This window comes from Pseudomonas sp. CFBP 8758 (assembly GCF_014841725.1).
Taxonomy (GTDB): domain Bacteria; phylum Pseudomonadota; class Gammaproteobacteria; order Pseudomonadales; family Pseudomonadaceae; genus Aquipseudomonas; species Aquipseudomonas baltica.
The window spans coordinates 251,410-271,220 of sequence record NZ_JACYUK010000001.1 but is presented as its reverse complement, the minus strand read 5'-3'; the positions used below and the strand labels follow the sequence as shown (position 1 = coordinate 271,220).

The following is a 19,811-nucleotide window of genomic DNA, read 5'->3' as shown; positions in this document are numbered from 1 at the left end:
GCAGGCATTCCTCTTCGGTTAGCTTGAGCGAGCCTCGCTGGGCGAGGTGGTGCTTTGCGTATCGCTACTGAAGCCGACCCGCTCGAGCAGGGTTAGTTCGGCCAGCAAGGCGTTCTCGGCACCCTGGCGACGTCGGGCGATGTCATTGGCGCGCCGCAGGTAATCGCCGCTGCTGCCGGGTTCCTGGCGTTCGTCGAGGACGCTCAATTCCTCGGCGAACGACGCCAGACCTCGTTCCAGTGTGCTCGCATGGCGTTCACGCAGGTAGTCGGTCCAGAATGCCTGGCGGATCATGAACGCGGCGAAGTCCGGTGCGGCTTCGGCCTGCAGCACCTCGGCCTGTGCGGCGTCGTAGATGTCGACGCCGATACCGGCCGTGGCGGCATAGGCCATGCTCTGCGGCTGGCCGGGCAAGGCCAGGCGACGGGCCAGATAGGTCCGCAGCGCCATGCGCACTTCTGCCTCGTCGACGCTCACACCCAGGCGCCGACGCTCGGCAATGATGCGCCGGGCAATGACCTCCAGCCGGTCGAGCCGGAACAGTCCACGGGCCAGCTCGTACAGGCGTTCGCCACGCTGGGCCCAGGTTGCGCCCTGCAAGGCGTAATGCTGGAGCACATGCACTTCCATATCACTGAACATCAACCGCTCTCCATCCACGCAGGTGTCCAACCCGTGGGCCATGGTGTACAGGCGTTGACGCAACTGGCGATTGGCCGATGCACCGGCAACGACATTCCAGACGCGCCGGGTCAGTTCGGTTGGACTGCGGGTGTAATCCGGTGTGTGACGCAGATTGTCGATCAAGCGGGTGAAGGCCTCGGAGCCGTCTTCATCGACCAGCCCCTGCCACAACTGTGCGCGATGGCGTCGCTCCACCTCGCTGGCACCCTGCAGCCACACATCGACCAGCGGGCGGCCGGCCCTTGCCGGGTGCACATCGTTGGTCCGATGGGCGAAGAACTGAAAACGCCGGTGCGGCCTGGGGCTATCCAGCTGCCTCAAGCTGAAGTCATCCAGCCTGTTGCGATCCATGAAAACGTCCACACCCTGCCCTTGGCTCATCTCGGTGAACACCGAGTCGGGAATATGGCGCAGCCGGGTGCGGTACAGGTTCAGGGTCCGCAGCGCGGGCAGCCGCGAAGCCCACTGTGGCCAGCTGGGCAGCACCAGACCGGCGAGATTGAGTTGCTGCAGCCTGGAGAAACCGCTGGAAGTGGCTATCGGCCCTGGAAGATTGCCGCTCAGGCTCAACAGGGTCAGGTCCGGCAGACGTCCCAGGCGGTCGAGCAGCGCCTGGTCCAGGGTCAGGTTGCAGAGCGTCAGGTCCAGTTCGGTCAGCTGTGTCAGACGATCGACCGCTTCGGGCAACTGGCCCAGGTTGCACTCACGCAGGGTCAGGCTGCGCAGCTGCGAAAAGCTGGCCAGCAAGTTGGTCAGTGCCGGCGCGTCCACCGTGCTGCCGGTCAGGTTCAGGTGCGTGACGAAGCGCAGATCGGCGTTCAGGCCGGGAAAATCCAGCAGCGGCGCGTAGGTCAGGTTCAGATGATAGTGGTGTCCGTTGGCCGCACGTTCGGAAGGCAGCTGACGGCGCCAGGCGATGTCCAGACGCGCCGTGACGTCGGCACGGTAATGCATCAGGTCGCCTCTGCTGGCGTTGTAGCGGGCCGGCAGGTTGGCCGGGGCCGGTCGGTGCGCCCACGCTTGCAGCTGAGCGTGCATCTGCGAACGCTCGGAGGCCAGGTTGTCCAGCCCCAGCATGATGTCGGCGCGGCTCATGCCGGCTTGTTCGTACAGTCCCAGCAGTTCGCGGGCAGCGGGCTCGCTGGTGCCCGGATAGAGGCCGCGAATGCGTGCCACCAGCACCCGTCGCGACAGGACCACCTCTCGCCTTCCGCTCATGGGGTAACCCACGCGCCCGTAGCCGTCGCGCATCGGTGCCCTGAAGCTTTCCGGCAAAGGGGTCTGGCCCAGCCAGCGTGCACAGGCATCGCGGTGAGCGAAGGCGTAGTCACGCACCGCATCGGCCGACGCGGTGTCGCCCAGCACCTGCTTGATGGCCCGTTCCAGCTCGAGGCTGTCCAGCGACTGCGCGGTGCCGAAGCACAGGCCTTCGAAGGCGCGATTGAGCCGTTGGCACTGCTGATAGGCACGCGCGCGCTCACTCGACTTCAGGGGAATGCGTCGATTGACCAGCATTCGCGCCTGTTCGCCAGGCGCCACGCCGAGCAATACCTCCTCGGCTGCGGCGACGCTCAAGGCGGGAAAATCCCTGCAAATGAGCTGGGTGGCCGGACCGCTGCCAAAATGCGTGGCGTCGTAGAGCTGTTCGAAACGTACCTGCGCGGCAGTGTCCGCAAGCCCGGCGCGTTGCACCTGGCGGTGCAGGGCAAAACGTTGCAGGGCATCGACCAGCAAGGCAGTGGGTTTGTCGGCCTGGGCATAGACCGCGTCCAGAAAGGTGGGCGGCAACCCGGTGCTGGCCAGCGCCCGATGGATATCCTGTGACTCCATGCCCGACAGCCGCCAGCCCAGGCGGTCACGCAGGGTGGTGCCGGACACCTCGGGTTGCTGCTCGGCGGCCAGCCGCCAACCGGCACCCGTTTCCTCGATCAGTGGCAGGTAGGCATTCGCGTCGCGCGGATGGGTAATGCGCCACCGCTGGTACCGATCGTCGAAGCGAAGGTCATGCACGCGCCCGTCGATGACCACGCTGTCACGTGCTTCGTCGTGATAGAGCCGATCGGTATCGGGCAGCAGGTCGGCAGGCAGGCCCTGGGCAGCAACGTAGTCGTCGAGGTTGGGACGCCACAGGTGCTCGCGGCCATCGGCGAGCGTCACCGGGAGCAGTTCCGCCAGCTGGGTATCGGCGGCAACGGCAGGCACTCTGGGCGCGACCCAGCTGCGGCCCGCCTGCACCGCGCCGGCGAACACCGCCATGGTCGCCAGATTTTCGACCACGCTCATGGCATGGCCGAAGGCGGCATGATCATCGCCCTGGCGCCAATCGTCGACGCCACTGAACACTTCCTGCAACAGCTGGGCCGCAGCGCAGGTCAGCATGGCCGCACCCAACGCCGGGACCAGCAGGCCGGCGATATTGAGCAGGGTCGTTCCGGCGTCCAGATAACGCCGGCGTTCACGCTCCCGGATGATGGCGTCTTCGTCGGCGGTCGGCACCGCCATCACTCGAGCATCCTGGTAGGTCTTGAGCACGCGATCATTATGTTGCAGGTCGAACAGGTCACCGACCACCGCACGCTTTTCCAGGTTCAATCGCTTCAGCCAAGCGCCACCGGAGCCGGCAATCCGCTGCTGCAGACGCTGGTCGAACGGCGCAGCGAACTTCTCGCCCACCATCGAGCAGACATATCGCTGGAAATCGGGCCGCTGGAGTTTTTCTCCCAGGCGTTCGGCGAAGGCCTGGAACGAAGGGTATTGCTTGATCGGGTGGTCGGGTTCGCCGGGCATCAGCACCATACAGCGACCGTCGACGGTCGATTCGATCAGTTGCACGCCATACAACGCCACGGCAGCGAAATCGGCGCTGCCCAGCAGGCGCAGCCAGTGATAGCGCACCGCGCTGCCCGCCCAGGTCGGGGGAGCCGCTTGGGCAACCTGCAGCAACAGACGATAGCCGTCTTCCTCGACATCGCCGCGCAAGCGGGCAATATGGGCCAGCACTGCGAGATGGGCCTGGTCATTGCGTTTGAACAGCGCCGCCACCCGCTCGGGTTGGCCGTCGGGCTTGAACACTGTGTCCAGGTGAGCCTGGTAGCGCTGGCCCAGGTCCAGGCGCCGGCAGGCAGTGGCGAATCGCTGGGGGTCGAGGGCGATTGCCGGTTTTTCCTGGCGGGCGCGAAAGTCGATGTCTTTGCCGGCAGTGAAGTATTCGACACCGCCGCTTGGCAGCACCATCGAACCCGGCGCAAAGCTCAGGTTCGCTTCGAAATTCTGCATGGCGGCAACCAGCAGGTTCTGTTCAATCGCCCAGCGATGACTGAAGCCCATGCCGACGTTGTGCATGGCGCGCACCAGCACATAGCTCCGCGGATCGATGTCGAGCTGGAACTGCCTGCGGATCTCCTGCCCGACCAGGTCGGCACAGAACTCGGTGACGTCGCGCAGCCCGGCCAGTACAGGGGCGAGGGCGCGCTTGGCGGCGTGGCTTTCATTCTGACTGGCGCTCAACGCCTGGCGCATCGCCGGGCTGGCCTGGCTCAGCCAGGTCGGCAACCGCTGCGCGACGATGCGCGCATGGCGGCGGTCCCGGGCGGTGCCGCCCTGGCTCATTGGGGGGTAGATCGCGTGCATGATCGGCTCCTTGCCGAAAGGGGAGCGCGCACGGTAGCCCGCGCCACAGCCGCCAGAGGCTGCATTAATAACCACCTGCAGACCGCAGTGGCCGCCGCTGCGCAGCCGTCGCAGCCGTCGCAGCGGCCTGGCGCTGGCGAAGCAGAGCCTGCGCGCTACAATGCCTGCTCGCCTATTGCCGAAGCCGTCATGAAAACCCCGAGCATCCTCGCCCAGCTGGACTGGACCGACACCGGTCATCCTCGATCGCGCGCCTTCGGCGACGTCTATTTCGCCGCCGACGGCCTGGCCGAAAGCCGCCATGTGTTCATCGAGCAGAATCGCTTGGCAGAACGCTTCGCCGCCCTCGCCGACGGCGAACGCCTGGTGATCGGCGAAACCGGCTTCGGCACCGGGCTGAATTTTCTCTGTGCGTGGCAGTGCTTCGCCGCCTCGGCTGCACCGACTGCGCGCCTGCACTTCATCAGCGTGGAAAAGTACCCGCTGAGCGCTGCGGACCTGACCCGAGCCCTGGCGCTGTGGCCAGAGCTTTCGGCCTGCAGCGAGGCGCTGCTGGCGCAGTACGTGGCGGTGCATGAAGGCTTCCAGCGCCTGGTGTTCGACGGCGGCCGGGTGACCTTGACGTTGCTCATAGGCGATGCGCTGGAACAGCTGCCGTGCCTGGACGGGAAGGTCGATGCCTGGTTCCTCGACGGGTTCGCTCCGGCGTGCAACCCGGCCATGTGGACACCCCAGCTGTTCGCCGAACTGGCGCGGCTGGCGGCGCCCGGCGCAACGCTGGCCACGTTCACCAGCACCGGCTGGGTTCGTCGTGGCCTGGCGGCCGTCGGCTTCAAGATGAAACGAGTGCCGGGCATCGGCAACAAATGGCATGTATCCAGAGGCGTGTTCGTGGCCGACGCCGCCGTGGCAACACCCGCCGTCAGGCCCTGGTTCGCCCGCCCCGAGCCGGTAACCGGCGAACGCCACGCGCTGGTCATCGGTGCCGGCCTGGCAGGATGCGCCACCGCTGCCAGCCTGGCCGCGCGCGGTTGGCGGGTGTCGCTGCTCGAGCGTCATGCCGAAGTGGCTCGGGAAGCCTCGGGAAATCCGCAGGGCGTGCTGTACCTGAAACTTTCGGCCCACGGTACGGCCCTTTCGCAGTTGATTCTGGCGGGCTTCGGCCACACGCGCAGGCTGCTTGCGCAGCTGCAGCGCGGTCGCGACTGGGACGCCTGTGGCGTTCTGCAACTCGCCTTCGATGACAAGGAAGCGCAGCGCCAGGGGCAACTGGCCGACGCATTCCAACCCGAACTGCTGCACCTGCTGGACCGTTCAGCGGCCCAGGCGCAGGCAAGCGTCGACTTGCCCAGCGGCGGCCTGTTCTACCCCGACGGTGGCTGGGTCCACCCGCCTGCCCTGTGCCAGCACCTGGCGCGTCACCCACGCATCACCCTGCTGCGCCATCACCACGTGGCAGACCTGCGCCACCTCGACGGCCAATGGCACGCGTTCGCCGACGACACCCTTCTGGCCTGCGCCCCAGTAGCCGTGCTGGCGTGCGCCGCCCAGGCCAATGCCTTCGCCCAGACCTGCGCCCTGCCACTCAAGCGCATCCGCGGGCAAATCACTCGCCTGTCGGAGACACCGCGCAGTGCTGCGCTGTCGACGGTGGTCTGCGCCGAGGGCTACATCGCCCCCGCCCGCTCGGGCGAACACACGTTGGGCGCCAGTTTCGACTTCCACAGTGAAGACCTCACGCCCAGCCAGGCGGACAACCTCGACAACCTGGCCCTGCTCGAAGCGATTTCCCCTGACCTTGCCGTGCGTCTGGGCGCCGCACTGCTGCCCGCCGAACACTTGCAGGGCCGGGCCGGATTTCGCTGCACCAGCCCGGACTACCTGCCGATCATCGGGCCGGTCGCCGACGCGCAGGCATTCGCCGAGCGCTTTGCGATCCTGGCCAAAGATGCCCGCCAGGTGCCTGAACAGCCCTGCCCCTGGCTGCCGGGGCTGTACGTCAACAGCGGCCATGGCTCGCGCGGGCTGATCACCGCGCCGCTGTCGGGTGAACTGATTGCCGCCTGGCTGGACGATGAACCGCTGCCGCTGCCTCGGGAAGTGGCCTGGGCCTGCCATCCGAATCGCTTCGCGCTGCGGCGGCTGATACGCAACAAAGCTTGAACCTGCATGGGGGGCCGGACTCACAGTCACAGCCCCTCGCCGTTGCCGCGGCCCGAGGGCCGCAGCATCACCGTCATGAAGAACCTGCCCATGTTGCATATCCAGGGTCTGCACAAGACCTACGCCACACCGCAAGGCCCACTGCCGGTGCTGCAGGGCATCGACCTGCAACTGGAGCGTGGAGCCAGCCTGGCGCTGATGGGTGAATCGGGCAGTGGCAAGAGCACCCTGCTGCATCTGGTCGCGGGGCTGGACATGGCCGACAGCGGTCGTATCGAAGCGGCCGGGCAGGTGCTCACACAGATGAACGAGCGCCAGCTGGCGCGCTGGCGGCGCTGCGACATCGGCTTGATCTTCCAGCAGTTCAACCTGATCAGCAGTCTCAGCGTGGCCGACAACCTGGCCTTTCAGGCCCGCCTGGCCGGCCGCCTGGACCCAGCCTGGCAGCGCGAACTGGCTGAACGCCTGGGCTTGTCGGCACTCCTGCAGCGGTATCCGGAGCAACTGTCCGGCGGGCAACAACAGCGCGTGGCCCTGGGCCGTGCATTGGCCTCGCGGCCGCCCCTGCTGCTGGCAGACGAACCTACCGGCAACCTCGACGAAGCCACCAGCGAGCATGCGCTGGACCTGATGCTCGAGTTGCTGCGGGCCAGTGGCAGCACGCTACTGATGGTCACTCACAGCCCGCTGGTGGCAGCCCGCCTGGAGCGACGCGTGGTGCTGCAGGCCGGTCGCATCGTTGCCGGGACGGATCGCTGACGTGGCGGTGCTGTACTGGACCCTGCGCAGCCTGCTCAGCCATTGGCGCCGGCATCCGGTACAGGGCGTGGCGCTGATCACTGGCCTGTGGCTGGCCACCGCGTTGTTCACCGGCGTACTCGCCTTGAACAGCCAGGCACGACAGAGCTATGCCCTGGCCAGCCAGATGGTCGGTGGTCAGGCCCAGGCCAGCATCGTTGCCCGTGACGGCGCCGACCTTGCGCAGTCGACCTTCATCGCACTGCGCCTGCAGGGCTGGCCAGTCTCTCCGGTGCTCGAGGGCCGGATCACCCTCCCCTCGCATCCGCAACTGCGCCTGCAAGTGATGGGTATCGAGCCGTTGACTCTGCCGGCAGGCAGCCCCGTGGCCGGCGAGGTGCCGAGCAGCGATGACCTGAGCACGTTCATCGGCGCACCCGGCCGTACCTGGGTGGCGCCCCAGACCTTGCGCGAGCTTGGCGTGGAGGAAGGTGCGCGGTTGCCCGCCGGCACTGGCGCAACCCTTCCTCCCCTGCAGGCCCGGGCACAGATGGCACCCGGTGTGCTGCTGATGGATATCGGCGCGGCCCAGACGGTGCTGCAGACGCCTGAACGACTGACCCGCCTGCTGCTGCCACGAACGTTCGAAGGCGTTCTGCCCGACGCATACACCGATCGTCTGCAAATCAACCGCAGCGATGCCGACGGCGACCTCGCGCGGCTGACCGACAGCTTTCACCTGAACCTGACCGCGCTGGGCCTGCTGGCGTTCGTGGTCGGCCTGTTCATCGTCCACGCTGCCATTGGCCTGGCACTGGAGCAGCGACGTGCCTTGCTGCGCACCTTGCGTGCCTGCGGCGTGAGTGCCGCCCTGCTGGTGCTGGCCCTGGCCTTGGAGCTGGGCCTGCTGGCGCTGCTCGGCGGCCTGGCCGGTATCGTCAGCGGCTACTGGCTGGCCAGTCTGCTGCTGCCCGATGTGGCGGCCAGCCTGCGTGGCCTGTACGGCGCAGAAGTCGCCGGGCAGCTGAACCTGAGCCCGGCCTGGTGGCTGGGCGGCCTGGCACTGAGCCTGGGCGGCGTGTTGCTGGCCGGCGGCGACAGTCTATGGCGTGCTGCACGCCTGCCACTGCTGGCATTGTCCGGTGGCGAAGCCTGGCATCAGGCCCACCGCCAATGGCTGCGGCGACAAGGCGTGGTGGCGGCCTGTGCAGCCGCGCTGGCCGTGCTGTTGGCAGTATGGGGCAACGGCCTGGCCACGGGCTTTGCGCTGATGGGCAGCCTGTTGCTGGCGGCAGCGTTGGCCTTGCCGGTGCTGCTCAGCAGTGTCCTCGCCCTGCTCGCCCGGCGCCGCTGGGGCGTGCTGGGCCAGTGGTTCCTGGCCGACTGCCGCCAGCAATTGCCGGGACTGAGCCTGGCCCTCATGGCGTTGCTGCTGGCATTGGCCGCCAACATCGGCGCTGCGAGCATGACCGAGGGTTTTCGACAGACCTTCAGTGGCTGGCTCGAGCAGCGCTTGAGCGCCGAGCTGTACCTGCGACCGCAGCACGCCGAGCAGGCCCAGGCGCTGCAACGATGGTTGCAAGGCCAGAACGGGATCGAGCAGGTGCTGCCCGGCTGGGAGATGCAGATTCGTCAACAGGGCTGGCCAACCGAACTGACTGCCGTGATCGACGCGCCGCTGTACCGCGAGCATTGGCCGCTGCTCGAACAGGCCGCCGGCAATCCATGGGACACCTTGTTTTCCAGTGACAGCCTGATGCTCAGCGAGCAACTGGCGCGGCGCCTGGGCGTAGGCATCGGGGCGCGCCTTGCATTGCCCGCCGCCCAAGGGCGCTGGAACCCGACCGTGGTGGGCATCTATGCCGACTACGGCAACCCCAAGGGCCATATTCTGGTCAGCGCCGCGCAGTTCCAGCAACACTGGCCCGGCACCCCACCTGCCCGCTTTGCCCTGCGCATGGCCGAGGCCGACACCGCTGCCCTGAAAAGCCGAGTGCAGCAAGCGTTTGGCCTGGACGACAGCCATGTGGTGGAACAACGGCAACTCAAGCGCTGGGCCTCGCAGGTTTTCGAACGCACGTTCAGTGCCACGGCTGCCCTGAATGCACTGACCCTGGGGGTGGCCGGCGTGGCCCTGTTCATCGGCCTGCTGACCCAGAGCCAGAGTCGCCTGGGTCAGCTCGCGCCGCTGTGGGCAATGGGCGTGCAACGGCGCCAACTGATCCTGCTCAGTGTGGCGCAGACCTTGATCCTGGCTCTGCTGACCCTGGTGCTGGCGGTCCCGCTGGGGATTCTGCTGGCGTGGTGCCTGGTGGCGGTGATCAACGTGCAGGCGTTCGGCTGGCGCCTGCCCCTGCAGGTGTTCCCATGGCAGATCCTGCAGCTGTGCGGCCTGGCGCTGATTGCGGCGATGCTGGCCTCGGCCTGGCCCATGCTGCGCCTGCAACGCAGCCAACCCACCGACCTGCTGCGAGTGATGGCCAGTGAGCGTTAAGTTGATCCGAATCCTGGTGCTGGCCCTGCTGCTGGCAGCCAGCGGCTGCGAGCCAACCCCACCCCCTGCCGGTTTTGCCGGGCTTGGCGGCCAGGCCGGTGACTTCGCCCAGGTCACCCCCGGCAAGGTCTTCCAGTTTCCCGCCGACCATGGCGCTCACCCCGACTTCCGCATCGAGTGGTGGTACCTGACCGCCAACCTCGAAGACGACCAGGGGCAACGCTTCGGCGTGCAGTGGACCCTGTTCCGCAGCGCCCTGGCACCAGGCAGCACCGAACCGGGCTGGGGTAACCGCAACCTGTGGATCGGCCACGCCGGACTCACTTCCGCAACGGACCACTACAGCGCACAGACCCTGGCCCGCGGAGGCATCGGCCAGGCCGGTGTGAGCATCATGCCGTTCAACGCCTGGATCGATGACTGGCACCTGCGCAGCCAGCCTGGCGTCGAGCACACGCTCGCCGCAATGGACGTACAGGCCACTGGCGAACGGTTTGCCTACCAACTGGCCCTGACCAGCGAGCGCCCTCTGGTACTGCAGGGCGAGCAAGGCTATAGCCGCAAGTCCGATGCGGGACAGGCCTCGTATTATTACAGCCAGCCGTTCTTCAGCGCAGCCGGCCAGCTGCAGATCGACGGCAAGCGCTATAAGGTCAAGGGCCGCGCGTGGCTTGACCGGGAATGGAGCAGCCAGCCACTGGCAGCCGATCAGGCCGGCTGGGACTGGTTTTCGCTGCACCTGGACGACGGCCAGCAGTTGATGGTGTTTCGCCTGCGCGGCGCCGGCGGGCAAGACTTTCTCAGCGGTAACTGGATCGACGCCCAGGGGCGCAGCACACCGCTGGCCCCGGGCAGCATCACCCTGCGCCCGTTGCAGGACACCCGCGTGGCCGGTCGGCAGGTACCCACGCGCTGGGCCATCGACATCCCCAGCCACGGCCTGCATGTGCAAACCACCGCGTTGAACCCGAACGCCTGGATGGCGGTGGGCACGCCCTACTGGGAAGGCCCGGTGACCGTGGCGGGCAGCCACGCTGGCGAGGGCTATCTGGAAATGACCGGATACTGATACACGCACGCGTTTTTGTACAAATATCAAACCAACCTGGGTCGTCGCGGTCCTTTTAGAAATACCCAAGGACGCTCCGTCACGGCATGCCGACCTCCAGCGCTTTTGCCAAACACTGGTTCGCCAGCCGTCAATGGAAGCCCTTCGCGTTCCAGAAGGATGTCTGGGCCGCCGTCAAACGCGGCGAATCGGGCATGCTCCACGCGAGCACTGGCGCGGGCAAGACCTACGCCGTCTGGTTCGCCGCCCTGCAACGCTTCGCCAAGGCCGCGCCCGTCATTCCCAAGGGCAAGCGCAAGCCGGTCATGGCGCCGCTGACCGTGCTATGGATCACGCCCATGCGCGCGCTGGCCGCCGATACCCTGCGCGCCCTGCAGGTACCGGTGGATGAGTTGCAGATCGGCTGGAGCCTGGGCCTGCGCACTGGCGACACCAGCAGCAGTGATCGCGCCAAGCAAACGCGCCGCCTGCCCTCGGCGCTGGTAACCACCCCGGAAAGCCTGACGCTGCTGCTGGCCCGCGACAAGGCTTGCGAGGAGTTGAGCAGCGTCGCCATGGTCGTCGTCGATGAGTGGCACGAGCTGATCGGCAACAAACGCGGCGTGCAGTTGCAGCTGGCATTGGCGCGATTGCGGCAGTGGAACCCGCAGCTCATCGTCTGGGGCATCTCCGCCACCCTGGGTAACCAGGCGCATGCACAGGAAGTGCTGCTACCCGGCCAGCCGAGTGTCAGCGTGCAAGGCGCGCAGGCCAAGACGATCGAGGTCGACACGCTGTTGCCGGCGGCCATCGAACGGTTTCCCTGGGGTGGGCACATGGGCCTGCGCATGCTCGACCAGGTGGTCGCCGAGGTCGAAAGCAGCAACAGTTGCCTGATATTCACCAACACCCGTGCACAGTCCGAAATCTGGTTCCAGGCCATCCTCGATGCGCGCCCGGACTGGGCGGGCATCATCGCCCTGCATCACAGCTCGCTGTCGCGGGAGGTGCGCGAGTGGGTCGAACGGGCCCTCAAGCAAGGCCAGCTCAAGGCGGTGGTGTGTACGTCGAGCCTGGATTTGGGGGTGGACTTCCTGCCGGTGGAACGGGTGCTGCAAATCGGCTCGGCGAAGGGTATCGCGCGCTTGATGCAGCGTGCCGGTCGCTCCGGCCATGCACCGGGTCGGGCATCGCGGGTCACCCTGGTACCGACCCACAGCATGGAACTGGTCGAAGCGGCGGCGGCCCACGATGCCGTCGCGCAGCGACGCATCGAGCCACGCGAGTCACCCGACAAGCCATTGGATGTGTTGGTCCAGCACCTGGTGAGCATGGCGCTGGGCGGCGGTTTCCTGCCCGACGCATTGCTGGCTGAAGTGCGTACCACCTGGGCTTACCGCAACCTGACCGAGGATGAATGGCAGTGGGCCCTGGCGTTCGTGCGCTATGGCGGCCACTCCCTCACTGCCTACCCCGATTACCGTCGAGTCGAGCCTGACGAGCATGGCCTGTGGCGCGTCCCCGACGCACGCCTGGCGCGTCGTCATCGCATGGGCATCGGCACCATTGTCAGCGATGCCAGCCTGCAGTTGAAGTACTGGAGCAAGGGCGGTGGCGGTCGCTCGCTGGGCAGTGTCGAAGAGGGGTTCATCGCCCGTCTCAAACCGGGTGACGGCTTTCTGTTCGCCGGGCGCCAGCTGGAGCTGGTGCGGGTCGAGGACATGACCGCCTACGTCAAGCGCAGCACCGCCAAGAAAGCCGCCGTGCCGCGCTGGAATGGCGGGCGCATGCCGCTGTCCGGCGAGCTGGCCGACGCCCTGGTGGCGAAGCTGGGCGCCGCCGCCCGCGGTGAGTACGACAGCCCCGAGATGCGTGCCGTGCGCCCGCTGCTGGAAGTACAGCAACAGTGGTCGGCGCTACCCAGCGAAACCACGTTACTGGCGGAAACGCTGAAGTCGCGCGAAGGCTGGCACCTGTTCATCTACCCCTTCGGCGGTCGCCAGGTGCATCTGGGACTGGGCAGCCTGCTGGCCTGGCGCCTGGCGCAGCGCCAGCCCCTGACATTCTCCATCGCGGTGAACGACTATGGGCTGGAACTGCTCAGTGCCACCGAGGTGGACTGGGCCGCCCAACTGGACCCCGCACTGCTCAGCGCGCACAACCTGTTGAGCGATGTACTGGCCAGCCTGAACGCTGGCGAACTGGCGCTGCGGCGCTTTCGCGAGATTGCGCGGATCTCCGGCCTGGTGTTCGGCGGTTACCCCGGCTCGCAGAAAAGCACCCGCCAGGTTCAGGCTTCCAGCGGCCTGTTCTTTCAGGTATTCAAGCAATACGACTCCGGCAACCTGCTGCTGACCCAGGCGCAGCAAGAAGTCTTGAAGCAGGAGCTGGAAGTGCAGCGGCTGGAGCATGTACTGCAACAGATCGCCAGTCGGCGTCTGGATATGCACGCGGTCAAGCGTCCGACGCCGCTGGGCTTTCCGCTGCTGGTCGAGCGTTTCCGTGAAAGCCTGAGTTCGGAGAAGCTCGCCGACCGCATACGTCGCATGGTCGGCGACCTGGAGAAAGCCGCAGGATGAGTGAGTATTGCAACGTACAACTGGCAGGCGCCGAGCTATGGCTGCTGGCCGAGAAAGCGGTCTACTGGCCCGAGCACAAGGCCCTGTTGATAGCCGATGCCCACTTCGGCAAGGCAGCGGCCTACCGCAAGCTGGGCCAGCCCGTGCCTCATGGCACCACGGCCAGCAACCTTCAAGTGATTGACCGAATCCTGGAGAAGTATCCCACCGAACACCTGATATTCCTCGGCGACTTTCTACATGCACCGGGATCGCATTCGGCCGGAACGCTGGATGCCTTGGCAGCGTGGCGAACGGATGTCGCAGATTTGCGCATCACCCTGATTCGAGGCAACCATGACAAGCGCGCGGGCGACCCGCCGGCGGAACTGCGTTTCGAAGTGGTCACCGAGCCTCTGGAAATGGGCCCGTTCGCATTGCAGCACGAACCCGATCCACATCCAGAGCTGCATGTCCTGGCTGGACACATTCACCCGGTCTATCGGCTGCACGGACGTGGCCGCCAAAGCCTGCGCCTGCCGTGCTACCTGCTCAGAGGCAAGGTCAGCCTGCTGCCGGCATTTGGCGCTTTCACCGGTGGCTACAACATGGACAGCGCCGCCGACCAGCGTGTGTACGTGGTCGGCGACGGCGGCGTCTGGCGGGTCGCTTGAACGTCAGACCACCGGTGCGGGGGGCGGCTCGTCCGGAATGGTCGGGCTGCCTGGCTCCGGTGGTTGCGGGGTATCAGAATCGGGTTGGCCAGGTACGCCGCCAGCCATATGGCCGTAGGAATCGGCCAGAAGCGACCAGGCGAGTAGGCCAATCTGGTTGGGCTGCAGCTGAGCCAGTTGAGCACTGATAGTCGGGTCGATTTTCATAGACACTCCTGAGCAATGGCCCGGAATACGGTGGGTAAACCGGGCAAGTCACTCATATGGAGTGGTAAAACGATAACTAGTTCGCCTCGATGGCTTTCACCTGTCTGCCCACCTGTCTGCCGGAATCAGGTGCGTGGCAGGGTCACGCCGCGCTGGCCCTGATATTTCCCGCCACGATCCTTGTAGGACACCTCGCATTCTTCGTCGGACTCCAGGAACAGCATCTGCGCCACCCCTTCGTTCGCATAGATCTTGGCCGGCAGCGTGGTGGTATTGGAGAACTCCAGGGTCACATGCCCTTCCCATTCCGGTTCCAGCGGCGTGACGTTGACGATGATGCCGCAGCGCGCGTAGGTGCTCTTGCCCAGGCAGATGGTCAGCACGTTGCGTGGAATGCGGAAGTACTCGACCGTGCGCGCCAGGGCAAAGGAGTTGGGTGGGATGATGCAGACGTCGCTCTTGATGTCGACGAAGCTCTTTTCGTCGAAGTTCTTCGGATCTACCGTAGCCGAGTTGATGTTGGTGAACACCTTGAATTCGTCGGCGCAGCGCACGTCGTAGCCGTAGCTGGACACCCCGAAGGAAATCACCCGCTGGGCGCCTTCGCCGCGCACCTGACGCTCGACGTAGGGTTCGATCATGCCGTGTTCCTGCGCCATGCGGCGAATCCACTTGTCCGATTTGATGCTCATGGCGGGTGTCCTGAATAACGAGGTGAATAAAGTCCGAAGCGCATCTTACCGGGCCTCGCGCTGCGGTTCAAAGACTGCCTCGCCCATGGCGCGGCGAACCTGCCACCAGGCTGCGCATGGCCGCCGGGCACTATTTACAAGAAACCCTGCAAAGACCATTGGCACGTTCCTGAAAAAGGGTTAAGGTGGCGCCACTGTGTTGCTTGTGTCACTGAGAATCTCTACCCGATGTCCAACATCTTCATGAATTTTCCTGCTCTTTGCACTCAGTCTCGGCCAGGGCTTTTCCCGAACCGCAGTTAACTTTGTTCAAGGAGATACACCATGTCCAATCGCCAAACCGGTACCGTCAAGTGGTTCAACGATGAAAAAGGCTTCGGCTTCATCACTCCACAATCCGGTGACGACCTGTTCGTACACTTCAAAGCCATCCAGGCTGACGGCTTCAAAAGCCTGAAAGAAGGCCAGCAGGTCTCTTTCATCGCTACCCGCGGTCAGAAAGGCATGCAAGCTGAAGAAGTTCAAGTCGTATAACTTGAGCTGAACAGCTTCTGAAGAACCCCGCCCTCACCGGCGGGGTTTTTTTATGCCTGCCGTTTGACCTTTTCAGGTGCAGGTAACGGCGGGCGCCATGCGCACCGCCTCTCGCCTTCCCAGACCGTTCAGTCGTCGCTGATAATAATGCTGGGCATCGCCTGCGCACTGGCTTCCTGCAACACGATCCGCGCACCGACATGCCGCGCCAGTTCCTGGTAGACCATGGCAATCTGGCTCTCTGGCTCGGCCGCCGCCGTTGGCTTGCCACCATCGGCCTGTTCGCGGATCAGCATCGACAACGGCAGCGACGCCAGCAGCTCCACGCCATACTGCAATGCCAGCTTCTCGCCGCCGCCTTCGCCGAAGAGATGTTCGGCATGACCGCAGTTGGAGCAGATGTGCACGGCCATGTTCTCGACCACACCGAGCACGGGAATGTGCACCTTGCGGAACATCTCGACACCCTTGCGGGCGTCCAGCAGCGCCAGGTCCTGAGGCGTGGTGACGATCACCGCACCCGCCACCGGCACCTTCTGCGCCAGGGTCAGCTGAATGTCACCAGTACCCGGCGGCATGTCGATGACCAGGTAATCGAGGTCGTCCCAGGCAGTCTGGGTGACCAATTGCAACAGCGCGCCCGACACCATCGGACCACGCCAGACCATCGGGGTGTTGTCGTCGGTGAGGAAGGCCATCGACATCACCTCCACGCCATGCGCCTGGATGGGCACGAACCATTTCTGGTCCTTGACCTTGGGCCGAGTGCCCTCGGCGATGCCGAACATCACGCCTTGGCTGGGGCCATAGATGTCGGCATCGAGAATGCCCACCCGGGCGCCTTCGCGGGCCAGGGCCAGGGCCAGGTTGGCGGCCGTGGTCGACTTGCCGACTCCACCCTTGCCCGATGCCACGGCCACCACGTTCTTGACGTTGGCCAGCCCGGGAATCTGCGCCTGCGCCTTGTGCGCCTGCACCACGCAATCGATCTGCACGCGAGCGCGGTCGACCCCGTCCAGGTTTTCGATGGCCGTCTGCAGTACCTGGGCCCAGCCATTCTTGAACAGGCCGGCGGCATACCCCAGCTGCAAGCGCACCTGCACCTGCGCGCCATCGATATCGATGGCCTGCACGCACCCGGCACTGACCGGGTCCTGGTTCATATAGGGGTCGGTGTACTGGCGAAGGACGGCTTCCACCGCTGCGCGATTCACGGTGCTCATGGCTACTCCCGATCAAAGACTGAGCAAAACAGGCGGCTATCCTAACGCGTCTGCCCGGACACCGGCAGATTGGATTTGCGCGCCCGCCGGAGCCAGTCTGCTGCATCGGCGCGCGGCGCCCAGATTATTCAGCATACCTTTGGCCCTGCGCCCCCCAATCCGTTAGAATCAGCGCCTTTTCAAAAGCGGGAGACAGGCAGCATGGCGCAGCAGTATCAACCGGGGCAACGCTGGATCAGCGACAGCGAAGCGGAACTCGGCCTGGGCACCGTCCTGGCCCAGGACGGTCGCTTGCTCACCGTGCTCTACCCGGCCACCGGCGAAACCCGCCAGTACGCATTGCGCAATGCTCCGTTGACGCGCGTGCGCTTTTCTCCAGGCGATGTGATCACCCACTTCGAAGGCTGGAAACTGACCGTCCGCGAGGTCGACGATGCCGACGGCCTGCTGGTCTACCACGGCCTCAATGCGCAGAACGAGCAACGCACACTGCCTGAAACCCAGCTGTCCAATTTCATTCAGTTCCGCCTGGCCAGCGACCGCCTGTTCGCCGGCCAGATCGACCCGCTGCCGTGGTTTTCGCTGCGCTACAACACCCTGGAACACACCAGCAAGCAGTTGCAGTCCTCGCTCTGGGGCCTGGGCGGCGTGCGTGCGCAACCCATCGCGCACCAGCTGCACATTGCCCGCGAAGTCGCCGACCGCATCGCCCCGCGCGTATTGCTGGCCGACGAAGTGGGCCTGGGCAAGACCATCGAAGCCGGCCTGGTGATCCATCGCCAGCTGCTGTCTGGGCGAGCCAGCCGCGTGCTGATCCTGGTCCCGGAAAACCTGCAGCACCAATGGCTGGTGGAAATGCGCCGGCGCTTCAACCTGCAGGTGGCCCTGTTCGATGCCGAGCGCTTCATCGAAAGCGATGCCAGCAACCCCTTCGAGGACGCGCAACTGGCGCTGGTCTCGCTGGAATGGCTGACCGAAGATGAAAAGGCCCAGGATGCGTTGTTCGCCGCCGGCTGGGACCTGCTGGTGGTCGACGAGGCCCATCACCTGGTCTGGCACGAGGAAAAGGCCAGCCCGCAGTACTCGCTGGTCGAGCAACTGGCCGAAGTCATCCCCGGCGTTCTGCTGCTCACCGCCACCCCGGAGCAACTGGGCCAGGACAGCCACTTCGCACGCCTGCGCCTGCTCGATCCGAACCGCTTCCATGACCTGGCGGCCTTTCGTGCCGAAAGCGAAAACTATCGTCCGGTCGCCGAAGCCGTGCAGGAACTGCTCGACAAGGGCAGCTTGTCGAGCACCGCGCAACAGACCATCCATGGGCTGCTTGGCGCCCAGGGCGACACACTGGTCGCCGCGGTCAATGCGGGCGACGAGGAAGCCGGCCCACGGCTGATCCGCGAACTGCTCGATCGCCACGGCACCGGGCGCGTATTGTTCCGCAACACCCGCGCCGCCGTGCAGGGCTTCCCCGAACGCAAGCTGCACCCCTACCCACTGCCGTGCCCGGACGCCTACCTGGAGCTGCCGCTGGGCGAACACGCCGAGCTGTACCCGGAAGTCGGCTTCCAGGCCCAGGCCGAGGACAGCGACGCCGAACGCTGGTGGCGCTTCGATCCGCGGGTGGAATGGCTGATCGACACGCTCAAGATGCTCAAGCGCACCAAGGTGCTGGTCATCTGCGCCCACGCCGAAACCGCGATGGACCTGGAAGACGCCCTGCGCGTGCGCTCCGGCACCCTGGCCACGGTGTTCCACGAAGGCATGAGCATTCTGGAGCGGGACCGCGCCGCGGCCTACTTCGCCGATGAAGAATTTGGCGCGCAGGTGCTGATCTGTTCGGAAATCGGCAGCGAGGGCCGCAACTTCCAGTTCGCCCACCATCTGGTGCTGTTCGACCTGCCTGCGCACCCCGACCTGCTCGAGCAGCGCATCGGCCGTCTCGACCGAATCGGCCAGAAACACATCATCGAGCTGCATGTGCCGTACCTGGAAAACAGCCCGCAGGAACGCCTGTTCCAGTGGTACCACAGCGCGCTCAACGCCTTTCTCAACACCTGTCCTACGGGTAACGCGCTGCAGCACCAGTTCGGTCCGCGCCTGCTGCCGATGCTGGAAAACGCCGACGACGGCGAGTGGCAAGCGCTGATCGATGAGGCACGCAGCCGCCGCGAGTCACTGGAAAGCGAGCTGCATACCGGGCGTGACCGGCTGCTGGAGCTCAACTCCGGCGGCGACGGCGAAGGCCAGGCTCTGGTGGCTGCCATCGAAGAGCAGGACGATCAATTCGCCCTGCCGATCTACATGGAAACCCTCTTCGACGCCTTCGGCATCGACAGCGAAGACCATTCCGACAATGCGCTGATCCTGCGCCCCAGCGAAAAGATGCTCGATGCCAGCTTTCCGCTCGGCGACGACGAAGGCGTGACCATTACCTATGACCGCGAGCAGGCCTTGTCACGCGAGGACATGCAGTTCATTACCTGGGAGCACCCCATGGTGCAGGGCGGCATGGATCTGGTACTGGCGGGCTCGATGGGCAACACCGCCGTGGCGCTGATCAAGAACAAGGCGCTCAAGCCCGGCACCGTGCTGCTGGAGCTGCTCTACGTCAGCGAAGTGGTCGCGCCGCGTTCGCTGCAGCTGGGCCGCTACTTGCCGCCTGCGGCGCTGCGCTGCCTGCTCGACACCAATGGCAACGACCTGGCATCGCGAGTGTCGTTCGAAACCCTCAACGATCAGCTCGAAAGTGTCCCCAAGGCCAGCGCCAACAAGTTCATCCAGGCGCAGCGCGATGTGCTCGCACCGCGCATCACCGCCGGCGAAAGCAAGATCGCGCCGCGGCATGCCGAACGCGTCGCACAGGCGCAGCACCGCCTGGCTGCCGAAACGGAAGAGGAACTGGCACGCTTGACGGCGTTGCAGGCGGTCAATCCGACCGTGCGGGACAGCGAACTGGTTGCCCTGCGCAAACAGCGTGAAGACGGCCTGGCCATGCTCGACAAGGCTGCCCTGCGCCTGGAAGCCATACGCGTGCTGGTAGCAGGCTGACCGCTGCTCTCCCGCGCGGGCCTGAGCCTGCGCGGGAGGGCGTTACGGAATCACCCTGACTGTTACTGGCCGTGTCGCCGGCGCTCGCTGGCACGCTGGTGGTTGCCGATGACCACGA

The 19,811-nt window shown here is 65.5% G+C and carries 12 protein-coding genes; 8 read left to right on the top strand and 4 right to left on the bottom strand.

From position 1 onward, the window contains the following. Positions 1 to 18: 18 nt before the first annotated feature. On the bottom strand, positions 19 to 4,314 hold the full coding sequence (locus tag IFT75_RS01265; protein WP_192052918.1) for an NEL-type E3 ubiquitin ligase domain-containing protein: 4,296 nt from the start codon (positions 4,312 to 4,314) through the stop codon (positions 19 to 21). Between the two features lie 189 nt (positions 4,315 to 4,503). Here IFT75_RS01265 and mnmC point away from each other — a divergent pair, with 189 nt between their 5' ends. The 6 genes from mnmC to pdeM all read left to right on the top strand — a co-directional run bounded on the left by mnmC (position 4,504) and on the right by pdeM (position 13,989). Beyond that, the gene (gene mnmC, locus IFT75_RS01260; protein ID WP_192052916.1) at positions 4,504 to 6,477 is read left to right on the top strand and encodes a bifunctional tRNA (5-methylaminomethyl-2-thiouridine)(34)-methyltransferase MnmD/FAD-dependent 5-carboxymethylaminomethyl-2-thiouridine(34) oxidoreductase MnmC; all 1,974 of its coding nucleotides are present in this window, start codon (positions 4,504 to 4,506) and stop codon (positions 6,475 to 6,477) included. 90 nt (positions 6,478 to 6,567) lie between these two features. Further along, positions 6,568 to 7,236, top strand: a complete 669-nt coding sequence (locus IFT75_RS01255; protein ID WP_185794559.1) for an ABC transporter ATP-binding protein — start codon at positions 6,568 to 6,570, stop codon at positions 7,234 to 7,236. Position 7,237: 1 nt separating this feature from the next. Further along, a complete protein-coding gene (locus tag IFT75_RS01250) occupies positions 7,238 to 9,709 on the top strand; it encodes an FtsX-like permease family protein (RefSeq protein ID WP_192052914.1) in 2,472 nt (823 codons plus the stop codon). A gap of 4 nt (positions 9,710 to 9,713) precedes the next feature. Continuing rightward, on the top strand, positions 9,714 to 10,778 hold the full coding sequence (locus IFT75_RS01245) for a lipocalin-like domain-containing protein (protein WP_342214364.1): 1,065 nt from the start codon (positions 9,714 to 9,716) through the stop codon (positions 10,776 to 10,778). A gap of 86 nt (positions 10,779 to 10,864) precedes the next feature. Beyond that, a complete protein-coding gene (locus IFT75_RS01240; RefSeq protein WP_192052910.1) occupies positions 10,865 to 13,336 on the top strand; it encodes a ligase-associated DNA damage response DEXH box helicase in 2,472 nt (823 codons plus the stop codon). Next, positions 13,333 to 13,989, top strand: coding sequence for a ligase-associated DNA damage response endonuclease PdeM (gene pdeM / locus IFT75_RS01235; RefSeq protein ID WP_122476431.1), 657 nt, complete (start codon positions 13,333 to 13,335; stop codon positions 13,987 to 13,989). The genes IFT75_RS01240 and pdeM overlap by 4 nt, the downstream gene beginning before the upstream one ends. Before the next feature lie 3 nt (positions 13,990 to 13,992). Here pdeM and IFT75_RS01230 read toward each other — a convergent pair whose 3' ends face one another. Next, positions 13,993 to 14,196: a hypothetical protein gene (locus tag IFT75_RS01230; RefSeq protein WP_192052908.1), complete on the bottom strand. Its 204-nt coding sequence runs from the start codon at positions 14,194 to 14,196 to the stop codon at positions 13,993 to 13,995. Between the two features lie 125 nt (positions 14,197 to 14,321). Continuing rightward, the gene (gene dcd / locus IFT75_RS01225; RefSeq protein WP_122476435.1) at positions 14,322 to 14,888 is read right to left on the bottom strand and encodes a dCTP deaminase; all 567 of its coding nucleotides are present in this window, start codon (positions 14,886 to 14,888) and stop codon (positions 14,322 to 14,324) included. Between the two features lie 324 nt (positions 14,889 to 15,212). On the opposite strand from dcd, the gene IFT75_RS01220 reads away from it, so the two are divergent. Next, entirely contained in the window at positions 15,213 to 15,422 is a 210-nt protein-coding gene (locus tag IFT75_RS01220; protein ID WP_049862192.1) for a cold-shock protein, read from the top strand. Between the two features lie 128 nt (positions 15,423 to 15,550). Here the strand turns inward: IFT75_RS01220 and apbC are convergent, their stop codons facing one another. Further along, positions 15,551 to 16,645, bottom strand: a complete 1,095-nt coding sequence (gene apbC / locus IFT75_RS01215) for an iron-sulfur cluster carrier protein ApbC (protein WP_192052906.1) — start codon at positions 16,643 to 16,645, stop codon at positions 15,551 to 15,553. Positions 16,646 to 16,846: 201 nt separating this feature from the next. On the opposite strand from apbC, the gene rapA reads away from it, so the two are divergent. Next, on the top strand, positions 16,847 to 19,693 hold the full coding sequence (gene rapA / locus IFT75_RS01210; protein WP_122476438.1) for an RNA polymerase-associated protein RapA: 2,847 nt from the start codon (positions 16,847 to 16,849) through the stop codon (positions 19,691 to 19,693). Positions 19,694 to 19,811: the final 118 nt, after the last annotated feature.

Coding starts and splice junctions, on each gene's coding strand:
- IFT75_RS01220 (WP_049862192.1), top strand. CDS start 15,213: ATGTCCAATCGCCAAACCGGTACCGTCAAGTGGTTCAACGATGAAAAA.
- dcd (WP_122476435.1), bottom strand. CDS start 14,888: ATGAGCATCAAATCGGACAAGTGGATTCGCCGCATGGCGCAGGAACAC.
- IFT75_RS01265 (WP_192052918.1), bottom strand. CDS start 4,314: ATGCACGCGATCTACCCCCCAATGAGCCAGGGCGGCACCGCCCGGGAC.
- pdeM (WP_122476431.1), top strand. CDS start 13,333: ATGAGTGAGTATTGCAACGTACAACTGGCAGGCGCCGAGCTATGGCTG.
- mnmC (WP_192052916.1), top strand. CDS start 4,504: ATGAAAACCCCGAGCATCCTCGCCCAGCTGGACTGGACCGACACCGGT.
- apbC (WP_192052906.1), bottom strand. CDS start 16,645: ATGAGCACCGTGAATCGCGCAGCGGTGGAAGCCGTCCTTCGCCAGTAC.
- IFT75_RS01255 (WP_185794559.1), top strand. CDS start 6,568: ATGTTGCATATCCAGGGTCTGCACAAGACCTACGCCACACCGCAAGGC.
- IFT75_RS01240 (WP_192052910.1), top strand. CDS start 10,865: ATGCCGACCTCCAGCGCTTTTGCCAAACACTGGTTCGCCAGCCGTCAA.
- rapA (WP_122476438.1), top strand. CDS start 16,847: ATGGCGCAGCAGTATCAACCGGGGCAACGCTGGATCAGCGACAGCGAA.
- IFT75_RS01230 (WP_192052908.1), bottom strand. CDS start 14,196: ATGAAAATCGACCCGACTATCAGTGCTCAACTGGCTCAGCTGCAGCCC.